The sequence below is a fragment of the Peribacillus sp. R9-11 genome, from assembly GCF_031345095.1.
Lineage (GTDB): Bacteria > Bacillota > Bacilli > Bacillales > DSM-1321 > Peribacillus > Peribacillus butanolivorans.
Genome location: NZ_CP133763.1, coordinates 5,327,344 through 5,347,492 on the forward strand (window position 1 = coordinate 5,327,344; position 20,149 = coordinate 5,347,492).

Here is a 20,149-nt window from a genome sequence, read left to right on the forward strand (position 1 = left end):
TCCCTTTACACATATTCTCTAAGCATCTAAATATCTTTTCTCGGCATATCCACGGACCCTTCTAAAGATCACTAATGCAATAGCAACAGCGATTAACACAATGGAAATCACTTGTGCGATACGTAGTGACTCCGTTAGCATCAAGCTATCTGTACGTAGTCCTTCAATGTAAAAACGGCCAATAGAATACCAGAATACATACGTTAAAAATAGCTCGCCCCTACGCAGGTTCACTTTACGTAAACTTAGAAGAATAATTACACCGATAATATTCCAAAGCGATTCGTACAAAAAGGTTGGATGATAATACGTTCCATTTATGTACATTTGGTTAATAATGAATTCAGGCAGATGCATATTTTCCAAGAACGATCTTGTTATTTCTCCTCCATGCGCTTCCTGATTCATAAAATTACCCCAACGGCCAATTGCTTGACCTAACAATAAACTCGGTGCAGCGATATCAGCCAACTTCCAGAACGAGACTTTCTTCACCTTAGCAAAGACTATCGCGGTCAGTACCGAACCGATTAACGCACCGTGGATTGCAATTCCACCATTCCATATCTTAATGATATCCCCAGGATTTTGTGAATAGTACTCCCACTGGAAGATGACATAATAAATACGTGCACTAATAATCGCAATTGGAACAGCAAACAATATCATATCTGTAAATATTTCTTTATCAAGACCTCTGCGCTCAGATTCCCTTAAAGCAATAATAAGACCTAGTAACACTCCGAAACCGATAATTAGACCATACCAATGTATTTGGATTGGCCCGAGATCAATTGCAATCGGATTCAGCGGCTGTATAGCTTGTTCCATTTCGTCCCCTCTTTTCCTATATACCTATTCATTAAAATTCATCATGATCCGGTTCTGCAATTGCATGATTCAAACGATCTGAAAATTGTTCTGCAGCATTTACTCCCATCCGTTTTAGACGATAGTTCATGGCTGCCACTTCAATAATAACAGCTAAATTTCGTCCGGGGCGGACAGGTACAGTTATTTTCGTAACTTCCGTATCAATTATTTTCATTTTTTCTTCATCAAGACCAACTCGGTCATATTGCTTATTTTTTTCCCATAGTTCAAGATTAATGACTATCGAGATTTTTTTATTGCTCCGGACAGCACCAGCCCCAAATAGCGTCATTACATTAATGATTCCTAACCCTCGGATTTCAAGAAGATGTTCAATTAAATCAGGAGCATTCCCGACTAACGTATCCTGATCTTCCTGACGGATTTCTACACAGTCATCTGCAACAAGTCGATGGCCCCGTTTCACTAATTCAAGCGCTGTCTCACTTTTACCGACCCCGCTTTTTCCAGTAATCAATACACCTAAGCCATAGATATCTACTAATACACCATGAACGGCTGTAGTTGGTGCTAGTCTACTTTCAAGGAAGTTGGTCAGACGGCTGTACAACCTTGTAGTCTTCATATTAGATCTCATCACAGGAACGGACTCCCGCTCAGATGCTTCAATCAACTCTATTGGCACTTCCTGACCACGCGTAATGATAATGCCTGGTGTAAAGTCCCTACATAGTTCTTCCATTCTCTGTATTCGATCCGGCTCATTCAGTCGATTAAAAAACGACATCTCCGTCATACCTAAGAGCTGTACTCGATCCGCAGGATAATAATCAAAAAAACCAGCTATTTCAAGTCCTGGACGAGATAAGTCACTAGTGACAATTGGGCGATTAATTCCTTCTTCTCCGCTGATAAGTTCTAGACCGAATGCTTCAACTATATCTTTTGTACGGACTTTTGCCATATATCTTTCCTCCTTTTGGAGCGATACTATTTTTAGCGATACTTTTTCTATTTTAGCATTTTTCTGTTAATAACCAAACAAAGCATTATCGATTTATTCTTTTTTTCTGATGAACATGCTACTTTTTATTCCACTCGTTTGATTATAATAATGGATAAAGTATTTTTGGAAAGGAAAGAATTACATGAAAATCATTATTGATGCAGGGCATGGGTATAATACTCCCGGCAAACAATCTCCTGAGGGTATGAAGGAATATGAATTCAATAGGGAAACGGCTGAATTTACGAAGTTCTATTTAGAAAAATCAAAAGCAGTCACCGTTCATTTTGTTCATGAAGACGGGCGAGATGTTCCACTTAAGGAACGTATAAACAGAGCCATTTCACTCGGAGCTGACTTATATATCTCCATTCATGCAAACGCCTTTGGTTCTGGAAGTTGGCATGAGGCAAATGGAATTGAAACGTTCATTTATCTCTCGAGACCGAAAGAGTCACTTTCCATAGCTGAAAAGGTCCAAAGCGAACTTGTTAAAGCTACTCAGTTAAAAAATAGAGGGGTAAAAACCGCCAATTTCCAGGTTTTACGCGAAACAAGATGTCCGGCCATTTTAGTCGAATGCGGGTTTATGACCAATCAAAAAGAAGCATCTCTTTTAAAAACTACGGCGTACCGGAAAAAATGCGGAGAATCTATTGCTAAAAGCATCCTCGCCTACTATAACCTCCAAGCTGATGTAAACCCCATTATGTATAAAGTTCAAATAGGTGCCTTTACAGAAAAGAAAAATGCAGAGGCTCTTGTCAAAAGGTTAGCCAAAGTTGGTTACAAAGCAATCATTAGCGTACAAAAATAAATGAAAGCCCCCCATTTGAACTGGTGGGCTTTCATTTTCACTAGGAAACTGTTATCGCTGCAGTCTTGGTTTCTGCAAATACATGAAGCACAGGAACTTCCTCTTTAGCAGTCTTAAACTTAAGGACCTTTTGAACCACATCACTCTTTTCTTCGATGATGGTCATCCCTTCCAAGCTTACGTTAAAACCTCCTAAATTAGATTTCAACTCTCCCTCGATTGCCTTTCCTGGCGGCAGGATCAGCTGGACTTTTCCGGTAATCGATTTAGCATGTATAGAGTCGCAATCTAGCTCGGAGTTTTTGCAGACAATTTCACCATTAAAAGTTTGCACATCTATTTTTTTGAAATAACCATCCGCATTAATAGCACCGTTTAAGGTTTCAGCTTCCAAGTCATTATAATTTGTATCTGAAATGGTGATCGTTCCATTACCTGTTTCGAGCTCGCACGACTCACCATTACCCTGTAAAATATGAATCGCACCATTGGCTGTTTTTGCTTTGAGTTTATTGGATTCCAATGATTCGGCGGTTATAGCACCGTTAAACAACCTTACCTGAATGTCCTCATATTCCTTCCGAGGAATGTACAAAACCGCATCGACTTTAATGGATTTTTCGAAAACCTTAAACCTCATTTTCCCTTCTTCAATCGAGAAGTGAACATCCTCTAAAAAGTTTTTTCTCGCTTCTTCGATATCCTCCACCCTGTATACCTTTGCCTGACATTCAACCCGTACATCCTTATGATCCCAAGTAGCAATTTTTATTTTCCCATTGGCTATATCTATATCGACTCCATTCAGAACCTCATAATCATGCTGGAAAATATGACTGACATCAACTGATTTTCCAAAGTTGAAATCAAGATCGGTTTCTTTAATCTTCTTAAAAGCACTTTCAACAAAATCAATAATCTTTTCCTTTGATGACTGAATATTCTTCTTGAACGTGTCCTGAGTATTGTCCTCGCTTTTCTTATCCACGACTACGGTTGATAATTCATTTTGTAGTTTCTGCTCTTTCGCTTCACTTTCCTGACTAGCTTTTTCTAAGTCTTCCAAAAGACTCATTGCTTCTACCGCAGTCAACTTTCCATCTTGAATCATCTCTAAAATTTTCTTTCTTTCTTCCTGCATGAACATTCCTCGCTTTCTTAAATCATTTTATTCATACATACGCCTAGAAATCTAAAAAGTTTCATAAATACACTAAATTCCCATTTCTCGACAAGGTGCTGCGACAATTTTCGAAAAGAGCAAAGTGGAATTTCCCCGGAAATATCTAGCTTTCATGGGTTTTAATCAAATGATTAATTAAATTGACGCTGTCATATTTCCACATAAAAAAACAAGCCAACTGGCTTGTTTTTTTATGCATGTTCATGCTCTTGTTCTTTTTCTTCAATCAATTTTTCCATTCTAATTTGGTCACGGGTCAGAACAGGCTTTAAGTATTTCCCTGTGTATGATTCGGAAACTTCACATATTTCTTCAGGCGTACCGTAAGTGACAATCGTTCCGCCCTTATCCCCGCCTTCTGGACCTAGGTCAATAATATGGTCCGCAGCTTTGATGACATCAAGATTATGTTCTATTACTAAAACAGTATCCCCATTGTCTACCAGCCGTTGCAAGACTTCGAGCAAACTCGCTATATCATGGACATGAAGTCCGGTAGTTGGTTCATCCAAGATATAAAATGAGCGGCCAGTTGAACGGCGATGCAATTCAGAAGCGAGTTTCACCCTTTGCGCTTCACCGCCCGATAAAGTGGTTGCCGGCTGTCCAAGCTTGATATAGCTCAGACCAACATCATAAATCGTTTGTAGCTTCCGCTTGATTTTCGGGATGTTTTCAAAGAAACTAACCCCTTCCTCAACAGTCATATCGAGAATGTCGGAAATGTTTTTACCTTTATATTTCACTTCAAGCGTTTCCCGGTTATAACGTTTACCATGACAGATTTCACACGGAACGTAGACATCAGGAAGAAAATGCATTTCAATCTTGATAATTCCGTCACCACGGCAGGCTTCACAACGACCGCCCTTCACATTGAAACTGAATCGTCCTTTTTTATAGCCACGGATTTTCGCTTCATTCGTTGAAGCAAAAACGTCACGAATATCATCAAATACACCTGTATAGGTTGCTGGGTTAGAGCGTGGCGTTCTACCAATAGGTGATTGGTCAATATCAATGACCTTATCTAAATGCTCGATTCCTTTAATTTCACGAAACTCCCCTGGTCTAGCTTTGGCGCGGTTTAGCTTTTGAGCTAATGACTTATGAAGAATCTCATTCACTAATGTACTTTTCCCCGAACCTGAGACTCCTGTGACAGCTGTAAAAACTCCAAGCGGGAATTTAACATTAACGTTTTTTAGGTTATTTTGTTTGGCCCCTTTAATTTCAATAACACGGCCGTCATTTTTCCGGCGTTCCAATGGCAGCGGGATAAATTTCCTCCCTGATAAATATTGGCCGGTTAAAGATTTAGGGTTATTCATGACCTCTTCCGGGGTTCCAGCAGCCACGATTTCTCCACCATGAGCGCCTGCACCTGGTCCGACATCAATCAAATAATCCGCCGCAAGCATCGTATCTTCATCATGCTCAACAACAATCAGCGTGTTTCCAATTTCGCGCATATTCTTTAATGTTTCAATTAATCGATCATTATCTCGCTGATGCAATCCTATAGACGGTTCATCTAAAATGTAAAGAACACCAGTCAAACGGGAACCAATCTGTGTTGCCAATCGAATACGCTGGGCTTCACCGCCTGATAATGTTCCGGCTGCTCGGCTTAACGTTAAATATTCCAAACCGACATTGGCTAGGAAACCGAGCCGCTCCCGGATTTCACGTAAAATCAATCTCGCAATTGCAGCTTCCTTTTCGGTCAAATCAAGCTCGTCAAAAAATACTAAAGCTTCTTCTACCGATAAAGCGGTAGTCTCACTTATATGAACCCCTTGAACAAGCACAGAAAGACTCTCTTTTTTCAGCCGATGTCCCTTACATGTTGGACAGTGGTGCTCCGACATATATTTCTGCATTTGTTCACGAATATAATCTGAGTTCGTCTCCTTAAAACGCCGCTCGATGTTTCTTATGACGCCTTCAAATAGAATATGTCCCTCTTGCACTCTTCCAAAATCATTTTTATAGCGGAAATAAATTTTATCTTTACCTGAACCGTATAAAATTTTCTCCAATTTATCATCCGGTATATCTTTAACTGGCACATCCATATCTATGTCATAATGGGTGGCTACCGCTTCAAGAAGCTGAGGATAATATTGAGAACTCGTCGGTTCCCATGGGGCAATCGCATGTTGACGCAGACTTAATTCCTTATTCGGGATGACCAAATCACGGTCCACCTCAAGTCTCGCTCCCAAGCCATCACAATCAGGGCAGGCCCCGAACGGGCTATTGAAGGAAAACATTCTCGGCTCTAGTTCTTCGATGGAAAAGCCGCAGTATGGGCAGGCATGGTGTTCGCTGAACAGTAGTTCTTCTTCACCCATTACGTCAATGATGACTTTGCCTTCACCAAGCTTCAAAGCACTTTCTAATGAATCCGCAAGCCGTGCCATGACTCCCTCTTTAATAACAATTCGGTCTATAATGACTTCTATAGAATGCTTTTTATTCTTTTCGAGAGTGATTTCTTCACTAAGATCGTGCATCTCCCCATCCACACGAACGCGGACATACCCTTGTTTTTTTACTTCTTCTAAAACTTTTACATGCGTTCCTTTTCTACCTGAAACAATCGGTGCCAATACTTGAAGCTTAGTTCGCTCAGGGTAATCAAGGATGCGATCTACCATTTGCTCAATCGTTTGAGAGGTAATTTCTATATGATGGATCGGACAGGTTGGCCGGCCGACTCGAGCATATAGCAATCTTAAATAATCATAAATCTCCGTGACAGTCCCCACAGTTGAACGAGGATTCCGGCTCGTCGTTTTCTGATCAATAGAAATCGCCGGTGACAATCCTTCAATCGCATCGACATCCGGTTTATCCACTTGGCCTAAAAATTGACGGGCATAAGCGGACAGTGATTCTACATAACGTCTTTGACCTTCTGCATAAATCGTATCAAAAGCCAAGGAAGACTTTCCAGATCCAGATAATCCTGTTATCACGACGAGTTTATCTCTAGGTATCGTGACATCAATATTCTTTAAATTGTTGGCTCTGGCGCCTTTTATCACAATTTTCTCCATTGCCATGTTTCGTCACCCTTCCGCTTTTAACTCTAGTAATAAGTCACGCAGCTCGGCAGCACGTTCGAAGTCTAGTGCTTTTGCTGCTTCCTTCATTTCTTTTTCCATGCTTACCATCACTTTTTCGCGCTCTTTTTTAGGCAACTTCGCGAGGCTTGGAGCAAGGTCTTCTTTATATTCTTCACCTTCTTCGGCTACATGAGTAGCCCGGATGGAGTCACGAATGTCCTTTTGAATGGTTTGCGGTGTAATTTGATGCTCTTTATTGTATCTTTCCTGAATTTCACGGCGCCGCTTCGTTTCATTAATCGCAAGTTCCATTGAATTCGTAATACGGTCGGCATACATAATAACGTGGCCGCTTGCATTACGAGCAGCGCGGCCCATCGTTTGGATGAGTGAACGCTCTGAGCGAAGGAAGCCTTCTTTATCAGCATCGAGAATCGTAACCAACGACACTTCCGGAATATCCAAACCTTCACGTAAAAGATTGATTCCAACCAGCACATCGTATTTGCCCATTCGTAATTCTCGGATGATTTCTATCCTATCTAATGTTTTTACCTCTGAATGCAGGTATTGAACTTTGATTCCAATTTCCTTTAAATAATCAGTTAAATCTTCAGACATCTTTTTCGTTAAGGTCGTAATTAGTACCCGTTCATTCTTTTTAACCCGCTCCTGTATTTCACCTATTAGGTCATCTATCTGGCCTTCAATTGGTCGTACTTCAATCGTAGGATCTAGCAAGCCAGTAGGACGGATTATCTGCTGAACCATTTCCGGTGTGTGTTCGAGTTCAAATGGTCCCGGAGTTGCCGAGACGAATATAGATTGATGAACCTTTTCTTCAAATTCCTCAAATCGGAGTGGACGGTTATCTTTTGCAGAAGGCAGGCGGAAGCCATGATCAACGAGCACTTGCTTACGAGCCTGATCTCCATTGAACATGCCCCTGATTTGTGAAAGGGTTACGTGTGATTCATCCACAACTAATAGAAAGTCTTCTGGAAAGTAATCCATCAAGGTGTATGGTGTTGCACCTGAGGGACGGAGGGTTAAATGGCGTGAATAGTTCTCGATACCCGAACAAAAACCCATTTCCCGCATCATTTCTAAATCATAACGGGTCCGCTGCTCCAAGCGCTGAGCTTCAAGCAGTTTTTCATCCTCCCTCAATTCCTTCAATCGTACTTCCAGCTCTTTTTCGATATTTTGAACGGCGATCTTCATTTTCTCTTCACGAGTTACGAAATGGGAAGCTGGAAAAATTGCGATATGTTCCCGTTCACCAGTAATCTCACCGGTTAGGGCATCGACTTCACGAATACGATCAATCTCATCCCCGAAAAACTCGACCCGTACACAATGTTCATCACGGGAGGCCGGGAAAATTTCGACCACGTCACCACGAACCCGGAAAGTCCCCCGTTGAAATGCAATATCATTCCGCTCATATTGAATGTCCACAAGTCTGTGCAACAATGTATTTCTATCTATTTCCATGCCTGTGCGGAGAGATACCACCATCTCCCGATACTCTTCTGGAGAACCCAATCCATAAATACAAGAAACACTGGCAATGATGATCACATCTTTTCGTTCGAACAAAGAGGATGTCGCCGAGTGACGTAGTTTATCAATCTCATCATTGATACTTGCATCTTTTTCAATGAATGTATCAGTGGAAGGCACATAGGCTTCTGGTTGGTAGTAATCGTAATAGCTAACAAAGTATTCAACAGCATTATTAGGAAAAAACTCTTTGAACTCACTATAAAGCTGCCCTGCCAGCGTTTTATTGTGGGCAATGACAAGCGTCGGTTTATTTATTTGTTGAATGACATTAGAAACGGTAAATGTTTTCCCTGTACCCGTTGCCCCCAACAATGTTTGCATTTTCTTTCCTTCTTTTACACCATCGACAAGCTTTTCTATTGCTGCAGGTTGATCTCCTTGAGGAGAGTATTTTGAGACTAACTCAAACTTATCCTTCACCAAGCATAGCCTCCTACTGAAATATTTTTATATAAAAAACGGGATATACTATATCCCTTCTATTTATTCCGGTTTTAGAAAGTATATATACACATTCTACCACAATAGCCTCAAAACAAACCAGCAAAAGCGAACATCTATTCTATTTTTGGTTTTTTATAATCTTTAGATGTCGAGAGTAATAACAGGAAGAAGTACAAAAAAAGCACCTTTATGTCAGGCGCTCTTTGATGTTCGTTTCATCATTCTTTTTGACAACCAAAATCCCACTGTCAGTGACAGTGCGTCAACGATGATTAATAAATTTGTATGCGTATAACCTTTATATGCAGAAGCTGTAATCAACGCAACTGTTAAAACAAGACCCACGATATTATTATAGGTGACCCTTGAAAATAGCATAACAAGTAGACAAGGAAAGAAAAGGGCAGAAAGAAATTTAATCATTTTTTCATCTCCTTTATAAGAGAAAAATAGAATAGTTTCAGTTTAAATGATTATGAAGTTTTTTGCCAATCTATTTCCTACTATATTTAATAATTGTTCGGAAGGTTGGCTCTACCACGATTACAAATTTATTCTTATTAAGCAAAGAGACAAACCCCTTCTAAGAAGGAAGTTTGCCTCTTTTCCATCTGTTAATACGGATCTGCGTCATGTCCTTTTCTAGCTCCTTCCTCTGGGTTATCTGTCCCTCCCATAGGTTTTGAAGACTCTGTATGTTCAGAAGCTGAAGCTAAACCTTCTTTCAGTCTGCGACCGTATTCTTCATCAGCCTCCTCAGCAAGAGCAACCATTTTTTCCTGAATGCGTGGATCTGCAGGAGCTAATGCTGACACAAGATTGGAGATTAATTCATCTCTTTCCCAATCTTCAAATTCACGGAATGTTTCACCAGCCTGTTTCGTATTACTTTGCCGATCTATTGTTTCTCGAACAAGTTTTCCTTCTATAAAAGGTGTATACTCTTTGCCAGTTTGCTTGGCTTCCTTTAAACCACCTACAGTTGATGGTTCGTAGTTGATATGAGGACTTTGATCTCCTCTGCCAACTTCATATTGCATTTGTCCACCAGTTTGATTGGTTGCTGTTGGTTTTTTCGGTGAATTAATCGGTAATTGAAGATAATTTGCTCCTACACGGTGACGTTGTGTATCAGAATAAGAGAACGTACGCCCTTGTAACATCTTGTCATCCGAGAAGTCTAGTCCATCTACTAGGACGCCCGTACCGAATGCAGCCTGCTCCACTTCAGTGAAATAGTCCTCCGGGTTTTTATTCAATACCATCGTACCAACATGCAGCCACGGGAATTCATCTTTTGGCCAAATCTTTGTATCATCTAGCGGGTCGAAATCCAATTCAGGGTGATCATCATCACTCATAATCTGTACGTTGAGATCCCATTCCGGATATTCCTCACGTTCGATTGCTTCATATAAGTCCTGTGTGGCATGATTGAAATTCGTAGACTGAATTTCATTAGCCTCTTTCTGTGTCAAGTTCTTTATCCCTTGTTTAGGTTCCCAGTGATACTTAACAAGGACTGCTTTCCCCTCTTCATTCACCCATTTATAGGTATTAACACCAGATCCCTGCATCATGCGGTAGTTAGCTGGAATGCCCCAAGGGGAGAACAAAAACGTAACCATATGAAATGTTTCAGGAGAGCTTGAGCAAAAATCAAAAATTCTTCTCCCGTCCTGTATATTCGTGACCGGGTCAGGTTTAAAAGCGTGAATCAAATCCGGAAATTTCATGGCATCACGGATAAAGAAAATTTTCAGGTTATTTCCGACAAGATCCCAGTTTCCATCTTCTGTATAAAATTTAACAGCAAATCCACGAGGGTCACGTAACGTTTCTGGTGAAGTCCCTCCATGAATTACAGATGAAAACCTGACGAATACCGGTGTTTTTTTACCCTCCTCCTGAAATACCTTAGCTCTCGTATATTTTGAAATCGGCTCGTCCCCTGCTTTACCAGTCGGAACAAAATAGCCATGGGCGCCTGCACCGCGGGCATGCACGACCCGCTCTGGAATCCGTTCTCTATCAAAGTGACTAATCTTTTCCAGAAAGTCGTAGTTCTCTAGTGTACTTGGGCCTCTGTTACCGACCGTTCGGATACTCTGATTATTCGTGATGGGGTGCCCTTGCCGGTTTGTTAACGTTTTTTCTGAGTTATCATTTGTTCTTTTAGATTTTTCAGACAAAACATTTCCTCCTTTGCTAATTAAAACCATAATACATTTTACCTTACCCTAATTCCCAAATCTTACTCGTCTATCTTCAACATTATTCAAGATATTGTAAGACCAAGTTCTGCGGTTTAAACCTGGTAACCAATGTTAATGAAAAAAAGTTAGCTAAAACTATACAATCTGAATTCAGAAAACAAACAAACTTGAAAGACCACGGTACAAAACGTGAAATTTCGAGGTTATTTAATCAAGCAGCTAATTAGTAGAATTAGGATTTTTCACCAATCCCCAATCAAACCTAGAGGAAAAATTGATAGTAACTACTGGGGGAGATTGGGTTAAAAAAACACTTAAATTTGATTTAAATTTCTATAATCATGAAAAAGCTTTGAATGGAAAGCTATTCAAGGCCTTTTTTGTGAGAAGACGAGCATACCCATTTTTGTATATGTCATCAAAGCTCCATTATAATTAAGGATAGAATAAAAAAATTCAAAAGCGAGGTGCCTTCATTGGATGAAACATTATTAGGAAGACTAAGCAGAATGATGACAGGAAAGGTCAGCCGCTGGGTCGTCATCGCTGTCTGGATAATTGCAGCTACAATATTAACAATAACGTTACCGGATGTTAAGGATCGCACATCCAATAATACCGCTGACCTGCCTGCAGACTCAGCTTCTGTCGTGGCTGATAAGCTCATTAAAGAAGAGTTCCCGAATTCCTCAGGGATACCCGCCTTACTTACATGGCATCGGGAAGGTGGACTGACAGAAGCCGACTTGGCCGAGGTTCAATACCTTTCCAAGGAATTGACAGAGAATCCATTAACACAACAATCATTTTTACCTCCTCTTCATGAAATCCCATTGCCTGCGCTGCAGGGATCCGTTTCAGAAGATGGTACGACTTTCGTACAGCCGCTATTCTTTAAGGAGAAAACTGAGACCGCTGTATTAGAAAAAAACCTTAAAATTATTAATAGAATAGTAACAGAGCGCGTTGGCCTTGACCCGTTGAAAGTTCAAACAAATACAGAAAATTTATCACTTCGTGTAACAGGCCCGGTTGGAATTTCTGTCGATGCAACTGGATTATTTTCAGGTGCAGATTTCCAATTACTTTTTGCGACAGTAATACTTGTACTTGTCGTGTTATTACTAATTTACCGCTCCCCACTTTTAGCCATTATTCCACTTATCGGAGTCGGCTTCGCCTATCTTGTCACCAGTCCAATCCTTGGATTTATGGCAGATCACGACTGGATTACAGTTGATTCTCAGGCTATTTCCATTATGACCGTATTATTATTCGGTGCAGGAACGGATTATTGTCTATTTTTAATCTCCCACTACAGAAGTGAATTAAGACATCATGAAAGTAAACGAGAAGCCATGATTGCAGCCTTTAAGGATTCATCAGGTGCCATTGCGATGAGTGGACTTACGATTGTAATCTCTCTACTAACTTTACTTGTAGCCAAATATGGAGCCTATCATCGTTTCGCAGTACCATTCAGCTTATCCATTTTAATCATGATGTTAGCAGCCTTAACACTCGTACCTGCACTACTTTCCGTATTCGGTCGGGCCTCTTTCTTCCCTATCGTTCCACGCACACCAGAAATGGAAGAATCACGTGCGAAGAAAAAAGGCAAACCCGTTAAGAAACATAAAGAAGCAGGTCGCATCGGCAATTGGATTGGGAATATCGTAACAACCAAACCATGGACTGTCATTCTTACATGCCTGATTATCTTCAGTGTATTAGCGTGCTATTCATCTCAAATAAAATATTCCTACGATATTCTATCTTCATTCCCTGAAGATATGAACTCCCGTGAAGGATATAAGGTCATTTCCGACTCATACACACCCGGAGAACTTGCACCAGCCACAGTGGTTGTCGATACTGATGGTAAGGACATCGACTTGGCAGATGAACTAAAAAAGATGAATCTGGTTGAAAGTGTCACAGATCCTATTAACAGTAAATCCAATAAGGATCTGCAGTCATATGAAGTCACATTCAATATCAATCCGTACGATATTGAAGCCATAAATTCAATTCCTGACATTCGCAGCCTAGCTGAAAAAGAACTGAAAGCCGCCAATATCTCAGCTGTTGATGAAAAAGTATGGATTGGAGGGCAAACAGCCACTCAATTTGATAAAAGAGATACGGTTAAGACCGATGAATTTATGATTATCCCAATCATTATCGTCTTGATTTCCTTGCTCCTTTTAGCTTACTTGCGCTCTGTGACAGCTATGATTTATTTAATGGGAACGGTCATCCTCTCCTTCTTTGCCGCTATGGGCTTAGGTTGGATAATCCTCCACTATTTCATGGGAGTGGAAGCAATTGAAGGTACAATTCCACTATATTCATTCGTATTCCTTGTCGCCCTTGGGGAGGATTACAATATCTTTATGGTTTCGAGTATTTGGCGCAAGAAAAAAACAATGCCTATCAAACAGGCAATCAGAGAAGGAGTCGCCGAAACAAGTGGGGTCATCACCTCAGCTGGCATCATCTTAGCAGCCACTTTTTCTGTTCTTGCTACACTGCCAATTCAAGTACTGGTTCAATTCGGACTCATTACCGCACTCGGTGTGTTAATGGACACGTTCATCGTTCGACCATTCCTTGTTCCAGCGATTACCGCACAGCTTGGGCGCCGTGCCTTCTGGCCAAGTAAAGTCGCTATTCATGAAGAAAAAGAAAGTGCCCAATAATAAAGAAAGTTAGTTTTATTTTTTAAGAAAATAAAGTATTAAATAACCTGCGCCTCGTAACATCGGCACAGGTTTTTTGTATATTTTTCAAAATTAAGGAAAAATTCCAGTTGACACTAGTAAGCTAACCTCTTATAATTACATCAAGTTCAAATATCTCAAATTAAAGATATATAAATTCAAGATTAATATACTAGGAGGAAAAAACAATGACAAATACCAAATGGGCAATTGATCCGACTCACAGTGCAATTGAATTTTCTGTAAAACATATGATGATCGCAAAAGTAAAAGGGAGTTTTAATAAATTCGAGGCAAACATTTCTGCAAATCCATCTGATTTAACAACAGCTGAAATAGATTTTACTGTAGATGTAGCAAGTATCGATACACGCAACGCAGACCGAGATAATCACCTGCGTTCAGCTGACTTTTTTGATGTAGAAAAAAATCCGACTTTAACGTTTAAGTCAACGAAAATTGTGAAAACAGGTGATGATGAGTACGATGTGACAGGTGATGTAACCCTTAATGGATTTACTAATGAGGAAACATTCGCTATTACATTTGAAGGTCAAGGAAAAGATCCATGGGGAAATGAAAAAGCAGGGTTTAGCGGAAAAGGTAAAGTTAAACGCAGCGATTATGGTTTAACCTATAATGCAGCATTAGAAACAGGCGGCGTTCTTATAGGCGACCAAATCACACTTACCATCGAAATAGAAGCAGCTAAAGAAGCCTAATATTAAAAGCAGCTATCCGTTAGGATAGCTGCTTCTTTTGTTTTTGCATACGAAAACAAGTATTATAAATATCCTGATCCATCATGTTTAGCATTTATGATTTCCTGCCAGAAGACTCCCTCTTCAAGCGTGTGAAGGGCGAGAGCCCAACGGTAAGGGAGAGATGAATGGCGGTTGGCATAAGCCAAAGTAATCTTTTGACAAACATACGTTCTGTGATTAATAATAACTATAAGGGGGTGAAACCAATGGTCGTAAACAAAGCTTATAAATTTCGAATCTATCCAACTAAAGAACAACTAGTCCTAATCAATAAAACGATCGGCTGCTCCCGTTTTGTCTATAACTTCTTTCTAGGCAAACAAATCGTGACCGTATCTAAAACGTTTGCTTCTAGCCAATTGTGTTCTAGCTGCGGTTATCAAAATAAAGACGTTAAACATCTGAATCTTCGTGAATGGGATTGTCCTTTTTGTTCTACTCACCACGATCGAGATATTAACGCAGGACTCAATCTAATGAATGAAGCCATAAGGCTTCTAACCGTAGGAACTACGGGCGTAGCCTAATTAAAAATTGGCCGATAGGCTAATGTTCTTAGGAATCCCCCACTTCAATCAGACCGTAAGGTCGATAAGTGGTGGGCAGTTCAAGAGTTCCTAGTTTTATAAAGTAAATAAATAAAGTATGGCGCCCCAATGCTTGCTGTAAAGACACCAGCAGGTATTTCTAATGGTGAAAATAAGGTTCGCCCAATCAAATCTGCGATCATAACTAGGATACCGCCGAGTAAGGCTGAAGTGGGCAATAACACTCCAAAACTTGAACCTACCAGCCTTCTAGCCATATGAGGAGCCATTAATCCAACGAAACCAATACCTCCTGCAAAAGCAGTAGCACCACCTATCAAAGCTGTGCTTATCATCAATAATGTAAATCGCTGTTTTTGAACTTGCCCTCCAAGCCCGGTTGCCAAGTCATCACCCAGCTCTTGTAAATTAATATTTCTTGCATAAAGAAAGGCTAGTAAAAGAAATAGGATGGTCCATGGCGCAAGCACGGCGATATTTTGCCAGCTAGAGTTAGACACTGATCCTGTAATCCAAAGGTTTGCCTGGCTTGCTTGATAGATTGGACCAAGAATCATCATCATAGTAGTGAGGGCTTTCATTAAAGCCATGACTCCTATCCCAATCAATACAAGTCTTATTGGGGGAACTCCATTTTTCCATGCTAAGAAATAAACAAGTAATGCAACAACTGTGGCACCAATAAACGCAGCTAGCGGCATCCAATTAATACTCACTGTTAAAGAATGATTTTTGTCGCTAAAAATAGCCATGAAACCAACAACAGCTACAGTTGCTCCTCCAGTTATTCCTAAAATATCAGGTGAGGCAAGTGGATTTCGAATCATCCCCTGAAGAATCCCCCCTGCTACTGCAAGACCCATCCCTACCAAAAGTGCCACAATAATTCTCGGCAGACGGAAAGACTGAATCACAAGGCGATCACCCTCAGTTCCTCCTCCAAGGAAGACCTGTAAGACACTCAAAGGGTGAATATTCATTTCACCTATCCCTGTACTGATCACAAACACTAAAGCAGTAACCAAAAATAATACAAAAACAACAATTATAGCTTTTTTGTCCATTAGGAATGATATTCTTTCATTGAATAAACGAAAGTTCTTATATGACTTCATCGACCGCTGAACCCCTTTCTGGCAATATAAATAAAGAATGGGGTTCCGATAATAGCTGTCATAACTCCGACTGGAACTTCCTGTGGCATCAAAATATACCTAGATATGATATCAGCTGCAAGCAAAAGCACCGCCCCTAAAAGTCCAGCAAAAGGAATTAACCAGCGATGGTCAATACCTACTATAAAACGGGTAAGGTGGGGAACAACAATCCCAATAAAGCCAATTGGACCAGCAACCGCTACTGATCCTCCTGCTAGTAGGATAACTACCAGTCCCAGCACAATCTTAAGAAAAACTATATTTAAGCCAAGACCTTTTGCAACATCTTCACCCATAGATAACACATTCATTTTTCCAGATGTAAATAAGGCTAGGACCCATCCAACTGCAAGATACGGAAACACTGCAGTTAAATTATCCAAACTCCTACCGGAAACTGACCCTGCAAGCCAAAATAAAACTTGCTCTAAAAGTGCCTCATTTGAGACAAGAAGACCTTGTGTTAGCGAAGATACCATGGCTGTCATTGCTGCACCAGCCAATGTCAGCTTCATCGGTGTTAAACCGCCTCGGCCCATGCTACCAATCATATATATACTTACCGCTGCTATAGCGGCTCCAATAAAAGACAGCCAAGTGAATACTTGAAGATTGCTTATTCCAAATATGGTGACTCCAGTAACAACCGCCAAGCCAGCCCCAGCATTGACCCCAAATATATCAGGAGAAGCGAGTGGGTTCTTAGTTAGAGTTTGCATTAATACACCTGAGATTGCTAGACTTGCACCAACTGCAGATGCGATAAGAGCGCGGGGAAGCCTTACAGATTGAATAACAATATGTTCATTTGATCCATTGAAATGTGTAAATGCGTCAATGGCCATTTGCCAAGTTGTATTCGTATAACCGTATACGATGCTTGAGCACAGTAAAAAAAGCAGCAAAACAATGGTAGTAAATATTCCCATCCATTTCTGCCATGTATTTTTTAATAACATATCCAATTACCTTCCCAATCACTTTTGTAAATACTTATGATAATTAATTGTACTGGCGGTAAAGGGAATATGTCAATGAATTTGAGAATCATTTTCAATTATATATTGACAGAAAAGTATATTCATTTTATGATGATGCTGTTAAGTGCGAATGATTATCATTTGCTCTATATTAGGAGGGATACATAAGATGTTTAAGATTAGATCACTTTTTACTATTATTACTTTATTTGCAGTCTTCCTTCTAGCAGCTTGCGGAAGTTCAAATGACCAAGCAGAAGGAAATAAGGCTGATGACAAAAAAGAAGAGAAAAGCTATACAATTGAACATGCCATGGGAACAACCAAATTAGAAAAACAACCTAAAAGAGTGGTAGTTCTTACAAATGAAGGTACAGAAGCATTACTAGCTTTAGGAGTTAAACCAGTTGGGGCTGTTCAATCTTGGCTTGGAGACCCTTGGTACGATCATATTAAAGAAGATATGGATGGCGTTGAAGTTGTTGGTGTTGAGCATGAGGTGAATTTAGAGAAAATTGCCGCATTAAAACCTGACTTAATTATCGGAAGCAAGATCCGCCAGGAAGCTGTATATGATAAATTAAGTGCAATTGCTCCTACTGTTTTTTCAGAAACACTTAGAGGAGATTGGAAAGAAAACTTTAAATTATATGCAAAAGCTTTAAATCTTGAAGAAAAAGGTAACGACGTAATTGCTCAATTTGATGCCCACACTGAAGATTTAAAAGCTAAACTTGGTGATAAGGTAAATCAAGAAGTTTCTATTGTTCGTTTCATGGCTGGAACAACTCGTATTTATTACACAGATTCATTCTCTGGAGTAATTTTCGATCAATTAGGATTTAAGCGTGCAGAGCAGCAGAAAGAACTATTTACTGCAGATAATAAACTTGGTAACCTTGCAATTGAGATAGGAAAAGAAGTCATACCTAAAATGGATGGAGATATTCTTTTCTACTTCACATACGCACCTGAAGGTGACAAACAAGCCCTAAGTACAGCAAAAGAATGGACAAATGATCCTCTTTGGAAAAACCTAGATGCAGTGAAAAAAGGAAATGCCTATGAGGTCAGCGACGCAACATGGAATACGGCTGGCGGTGTTATTGCAGCTAACAAAATGCTAGATGATCTAGAAAAAATAATGCTTAAAAAGTAAAACTCATACAAAGAAACGGCCTTTCTTGATTTAAAAATCGAGAAAGGCCGTTTCTATTTTTCAAATCATTTCAATTGAAGTTTTGTCTCTTTCATCGAAATAAAAGTTAGTACTGTGGTCAAAGATCCAGTCAATATATATTGAAATTATTATTAGCCGATCTGCTGAAGTCGTCTTGGCAACTATTTTCCTCTATATAGATTAACATCAAAAATAATACGTCCCGCAAAAATTATTAACGTGGAATTACGACACTATTCCAAGTGATTATGAAAAATCTCAATTACCCTGCTTGTCCACTTTCTTTCAATTGATCGTCAACAAACAGTATGCCTAATTCGTAATGCTCGCCGTCAAATAAGGCTCTTTGCACAAAACGTATTTGTTCATTATTACCGATTACCTCAAGCTTACAGTGAGCCCGATTTATTTGCAGCGCCCTGTATAACTCCTCTTCTTCCCTGACGACTATACCATTTATTTTCGAAATGATCTCGCCTTTTACTAACCCCATTTTATCCGCCGGGGACTGAGGGATAACGCCTAAGATCTGGACACCAAGCTTGCTTTTCGAAAAATAAAAAGGTAGCTTTGCATCCGAAACCTTTTGGGAATAATGCAGAAACTCTCGTCCTAGAAGAGCTAAAACAGCTGTTATAATGGCCAATAGCGGGTACCAGTTACTAATAACCGCGAATGCAGTAATCACAAACCCTAAAGCTCCCACCTTTTTACCATGGGCCCTAATGGCCTGTTCCGGAAGCGTTCCATGAACTTTTTGCTTAAACCCAATTAAAAAGGGCACAACAATCGGTGACAGATACACTTCTCCGATTGAAAAAACCGGATACCATTCGAAAGGTGCTGGAAGTTCACCCCCTGGAATCATAACGAACATCGGAATTAGCCATATTCGTTGAGAAACATACACACCTATTGGCTGTCCCCGCTTGGAAACCTCCAACTGAGGGGATATCTTTTTACTTCCATTGCTAACAATCAGAAAGCCTTCAGCAATCAATAAAAACCCAATCAAAATAACGAGTGTTGGATAGACAGATTGATTCAACTGATTAAACGCATCCTGAAATATCGGCAGTTGGATATCTCTATCGTATAAAAAGAAAAGGATAAAGAAGGTGACTCCCATTGTATAAACGGGTGAAACAAATCTCCGGTTCATGGTCAGCACAGCTATCATCGTAACCGCTGCCACAATGATTAGCGCCGCCAGCGGAATGACGATTCCAGAAGCCAAGGTGAGGAACGAAAGAATTAATCCCCAGATCACTCCTTGCGGAAACAAAGCACGCAGCTCCATGGATTTTCTGTAAATCTTCGTATTAAAGTCATGGCGTTCTCGTTTAACGCGAAGATAGCCTATGAATAAACAATATGCAATTGAAACATAAAGCAATGGATGAAGAAAAAGTTTTCCTAATCCTAGTAAGCATGCACTCAACCAATCTGTTGTCAATTTCTTCCCACCATCCTTACAAGTAATCAAATGTATGTATAATTTCTCCTAGTCAGTTATCTCCTATTCTATCAAATATGCCAGCTCCCTGCCTATTAAGATGAAGAAAAAAAAGCGTTTCCTTAAGTTTTCTCCGTTCATCGTATTTAAAATATCCACCCTGCAAATTGAAACCATGCAAAAAAGGCACCGCCACAA

General features: G+C 40.0%; 14 protein-coding genes and 2 pseudogenes. 6 read left to right on the plus strand and 10 right to left on the minus strand.

What is annotated here, in order from left to right:
- Positions 1-18: 18 nt before the first annotated feature.
- Together lgt and hprK are read right to left on the minus strand one after the other, a co-directional pair.
- Positions 19-831 (minus strand): prolipoprotein diacylglyceryl transferase, encoded by an 813-nt coding sequence (lgt, locus tag RE409_RS25980; RefSeq protein WP_201187345.1) that lies wholly within the window; start codon positions 829-831, stop codon positions 19-21.
- Between the two features lie 31 nt (positions 832-862).
- Complete coding sequence (gene hprK, locus RE409_RS25985) at positions 863-1,798, minus strand: HPr(Ser) kinase/phosphatase (protein WP_201187347.1); 936 nt, start codon at positions 1,796-1,798, stop codon at positions 863-865.
- Between the two features lie 184 nt (positions 1,799-1,982).
- Between hprK and RE409_RS25990 the strand changes: the two genes are divergently transcribed.
- Positions 1,983-2,657, plus strand: a complete 675-nt coding sequence (locus RE409_RS25990) for an N-acetylmuramoyl-L-alanine amidase (protein ID WP_309558280.1) — start codon at positions 1,983-1,985, stop codon at positions 2,655-2,657.
- A 40-nt stretch (positions 2,658-2,697) separates the two neighbouring features.
- Here the strand turns inward: RE409_RS25990 and RE409_RS25995 are convergent, their stop codons facing one another.
- The 5 genes from RE409_RS25995 to RE409_RS26015 all read right to left on the minus strand — a co-directional run bounded on the left by RE409_RS25995 (position 2,698) and on the right by RE409_RS26015 (position 11,119).
- The gene (locus RE409_RS25995; RefSeq protein WP_057216271.1) at positions 2,698-3,798 is read right to left on the minus strand and encodes a DUF4097 family beta strand repeat-containing protein; all 1,101 of its coding nucleotides are present in this window, start codon (positions 3,796-3,798) and stop codon (positions 2,698-2,700) included.
- 233 nt (positions 3,799-4,031) lie between these two features.
- Positions 4,032-6,911, minus strand: a complete 2,880-nt coding sequence (gene uvrA, locus RE409_RS26000; RefSeq protein ID WP_309558281.1) for an excinuclease ABC subunit UvrA — start codon at positions 6,909-6,911, stop codon at positions 4,032-4,034.
- A 6-nt stretch (positions 6,912-6,917) separates the two neighbouring features.
- Positions 6,918-8,903: an excinuclease ABC subunit UvrB gene (gene uvrB / locus RE409_RS26005; protein WP_201187355.1), complete on the minus strand. Its 1,986-nt coding sequence runs from the start codon at positions 8,901-8,903 to the stop codon at positions 6,918-6,920.
- Positions 8,904-9,119: 216 nt separating this feature from the next.
- The gene (locus RE409_RS26010; protein WP_053348589.1) at positions 9,120-9,350 is read right to left on the minus strand and encodes a CsbA family protein; all 231 of its coding nucleotides are present in this window, start codon (positions 9,348-9,350) and stop codon (positions 9,120-9,122) included.
- Positions 9,351-9,541: 191 nt separating this feature from the next.
- Positions 9,542-11,119, minus strand: coding sequence for a catalase (locus RE409_RS26015; RefSeq protein WP_242486077.1), 1,578 nt, complete (start codon positions 11,117-11,119; stop codon positions 9,542-9,544).
- A gap of 533 nt (positions 11,120-11,652) precedes the next feature.
- On the opposite strand from RE409_RS26015, the gene RE409_RS26020 reads away from it, so the two are divergent.
- The 4 genes and pseudogenes from RE409_RS26020 to RE409_RS26035 form a co-directional block, all read left to right on the plus strand.
- The gene (locus tag RE409_RS26020; protein WP_201254666.1) at positions 11,653-13,845 is read left to right on the plus strand and encodes an MMPL family transporter; all 2,193 of its coding nucleotides are present in this window, start codon (positions 11,653-11,655) and stop codon (positions 13,843-13,845) included.
- Positions 13,846-14,054: 209 nt separating this feature from the next.
- Positions 14,055-14,588: a YceI family protein gene (locus RE409_RS26025; protein WP_053348586.1), complete on the plus strand. Its 534-nt coding sequence runs from the start codon at positions 14,055-14,057 to the stop codon at positions 14,586-14,588.
- Between the two features lie 248 nt (positions 14,589-14,836).
- Positions 14,837-14,944 (plus strand): annotated as a pseudogene (locus RE409_RS26030) (helix-turn-helix domain-containing protein); the annotation flags it as partial.
- Positions 14,945-15,157, plus strand: a pseudogene (locus tag RE409_RS26035) (zinc ribbon domain-containing protein); the annotation flags it as partial.
- A gap of 80 nt (positions 15,158-15,237) precedes the next feature.
- On the opposite strand, the gene RE409_RS26040 reads toward RE409_RS26035, so the two are convergent.
- Positions 15,238-16,293 (minus strand): FecCD family ABC transporter permease, encoded by a 1,056-nt coding sequence (locus tag RE409_RS26040; RefSeq protein ID WP_201187367.1) that lies wholly within the window; start codon positions 16,291-16,293, stop codon positions 15,238-15,240.
- Positions 16,290-17,294: a FecCD family ABC transporter permease gene (locus RE409_RS26045; protein ID WP_201222656.1), complete on the minus strand. Its 1,005-nt coding sequence runs from the start codon at positions 17,292-17,294 to the stop codon at positions 16,290-16,292. The genes RE409_RS26040 and RE409_RS26045 overlap by 4 nt, the downstream gene beginning before the upstream one ends.
- Before the next feature lie 190 nt (positions 17,295-17,484).
- Between RE409_RS26045 and RE409_RS26050 the strand changes: the two genes are divergently transcribed.
- Positions 17,485-18,474 (plus strand): ABC transporter substrate-binding protein, encoded by a 990-nt coding sequence (locus tag RE409_RS26050; protein ID WP_309558282.1) that lies wholly within the window; start codon positions 17,485-17,487, stop codon positions 18,472-18,474.
- 283 nt (positions 18,475-18,757) lie between these two features.
- Here RE409_RS26050 and RE409_RS26055 read toward each other — a convergent pair whose 3' ends face one another.
- Positions 18,758-19,951, minus strand: a complete 1,194-nt coding sequence (locus RE409_RS26055; protein ID WP_201250261.1) for a PDZ domain-containing protein — start codon at positions 19,949-19,951, stop codon at positions 18,758-18,760.
- Positions 19,952-20,149 lie beyond the last annotated feature (198 nt).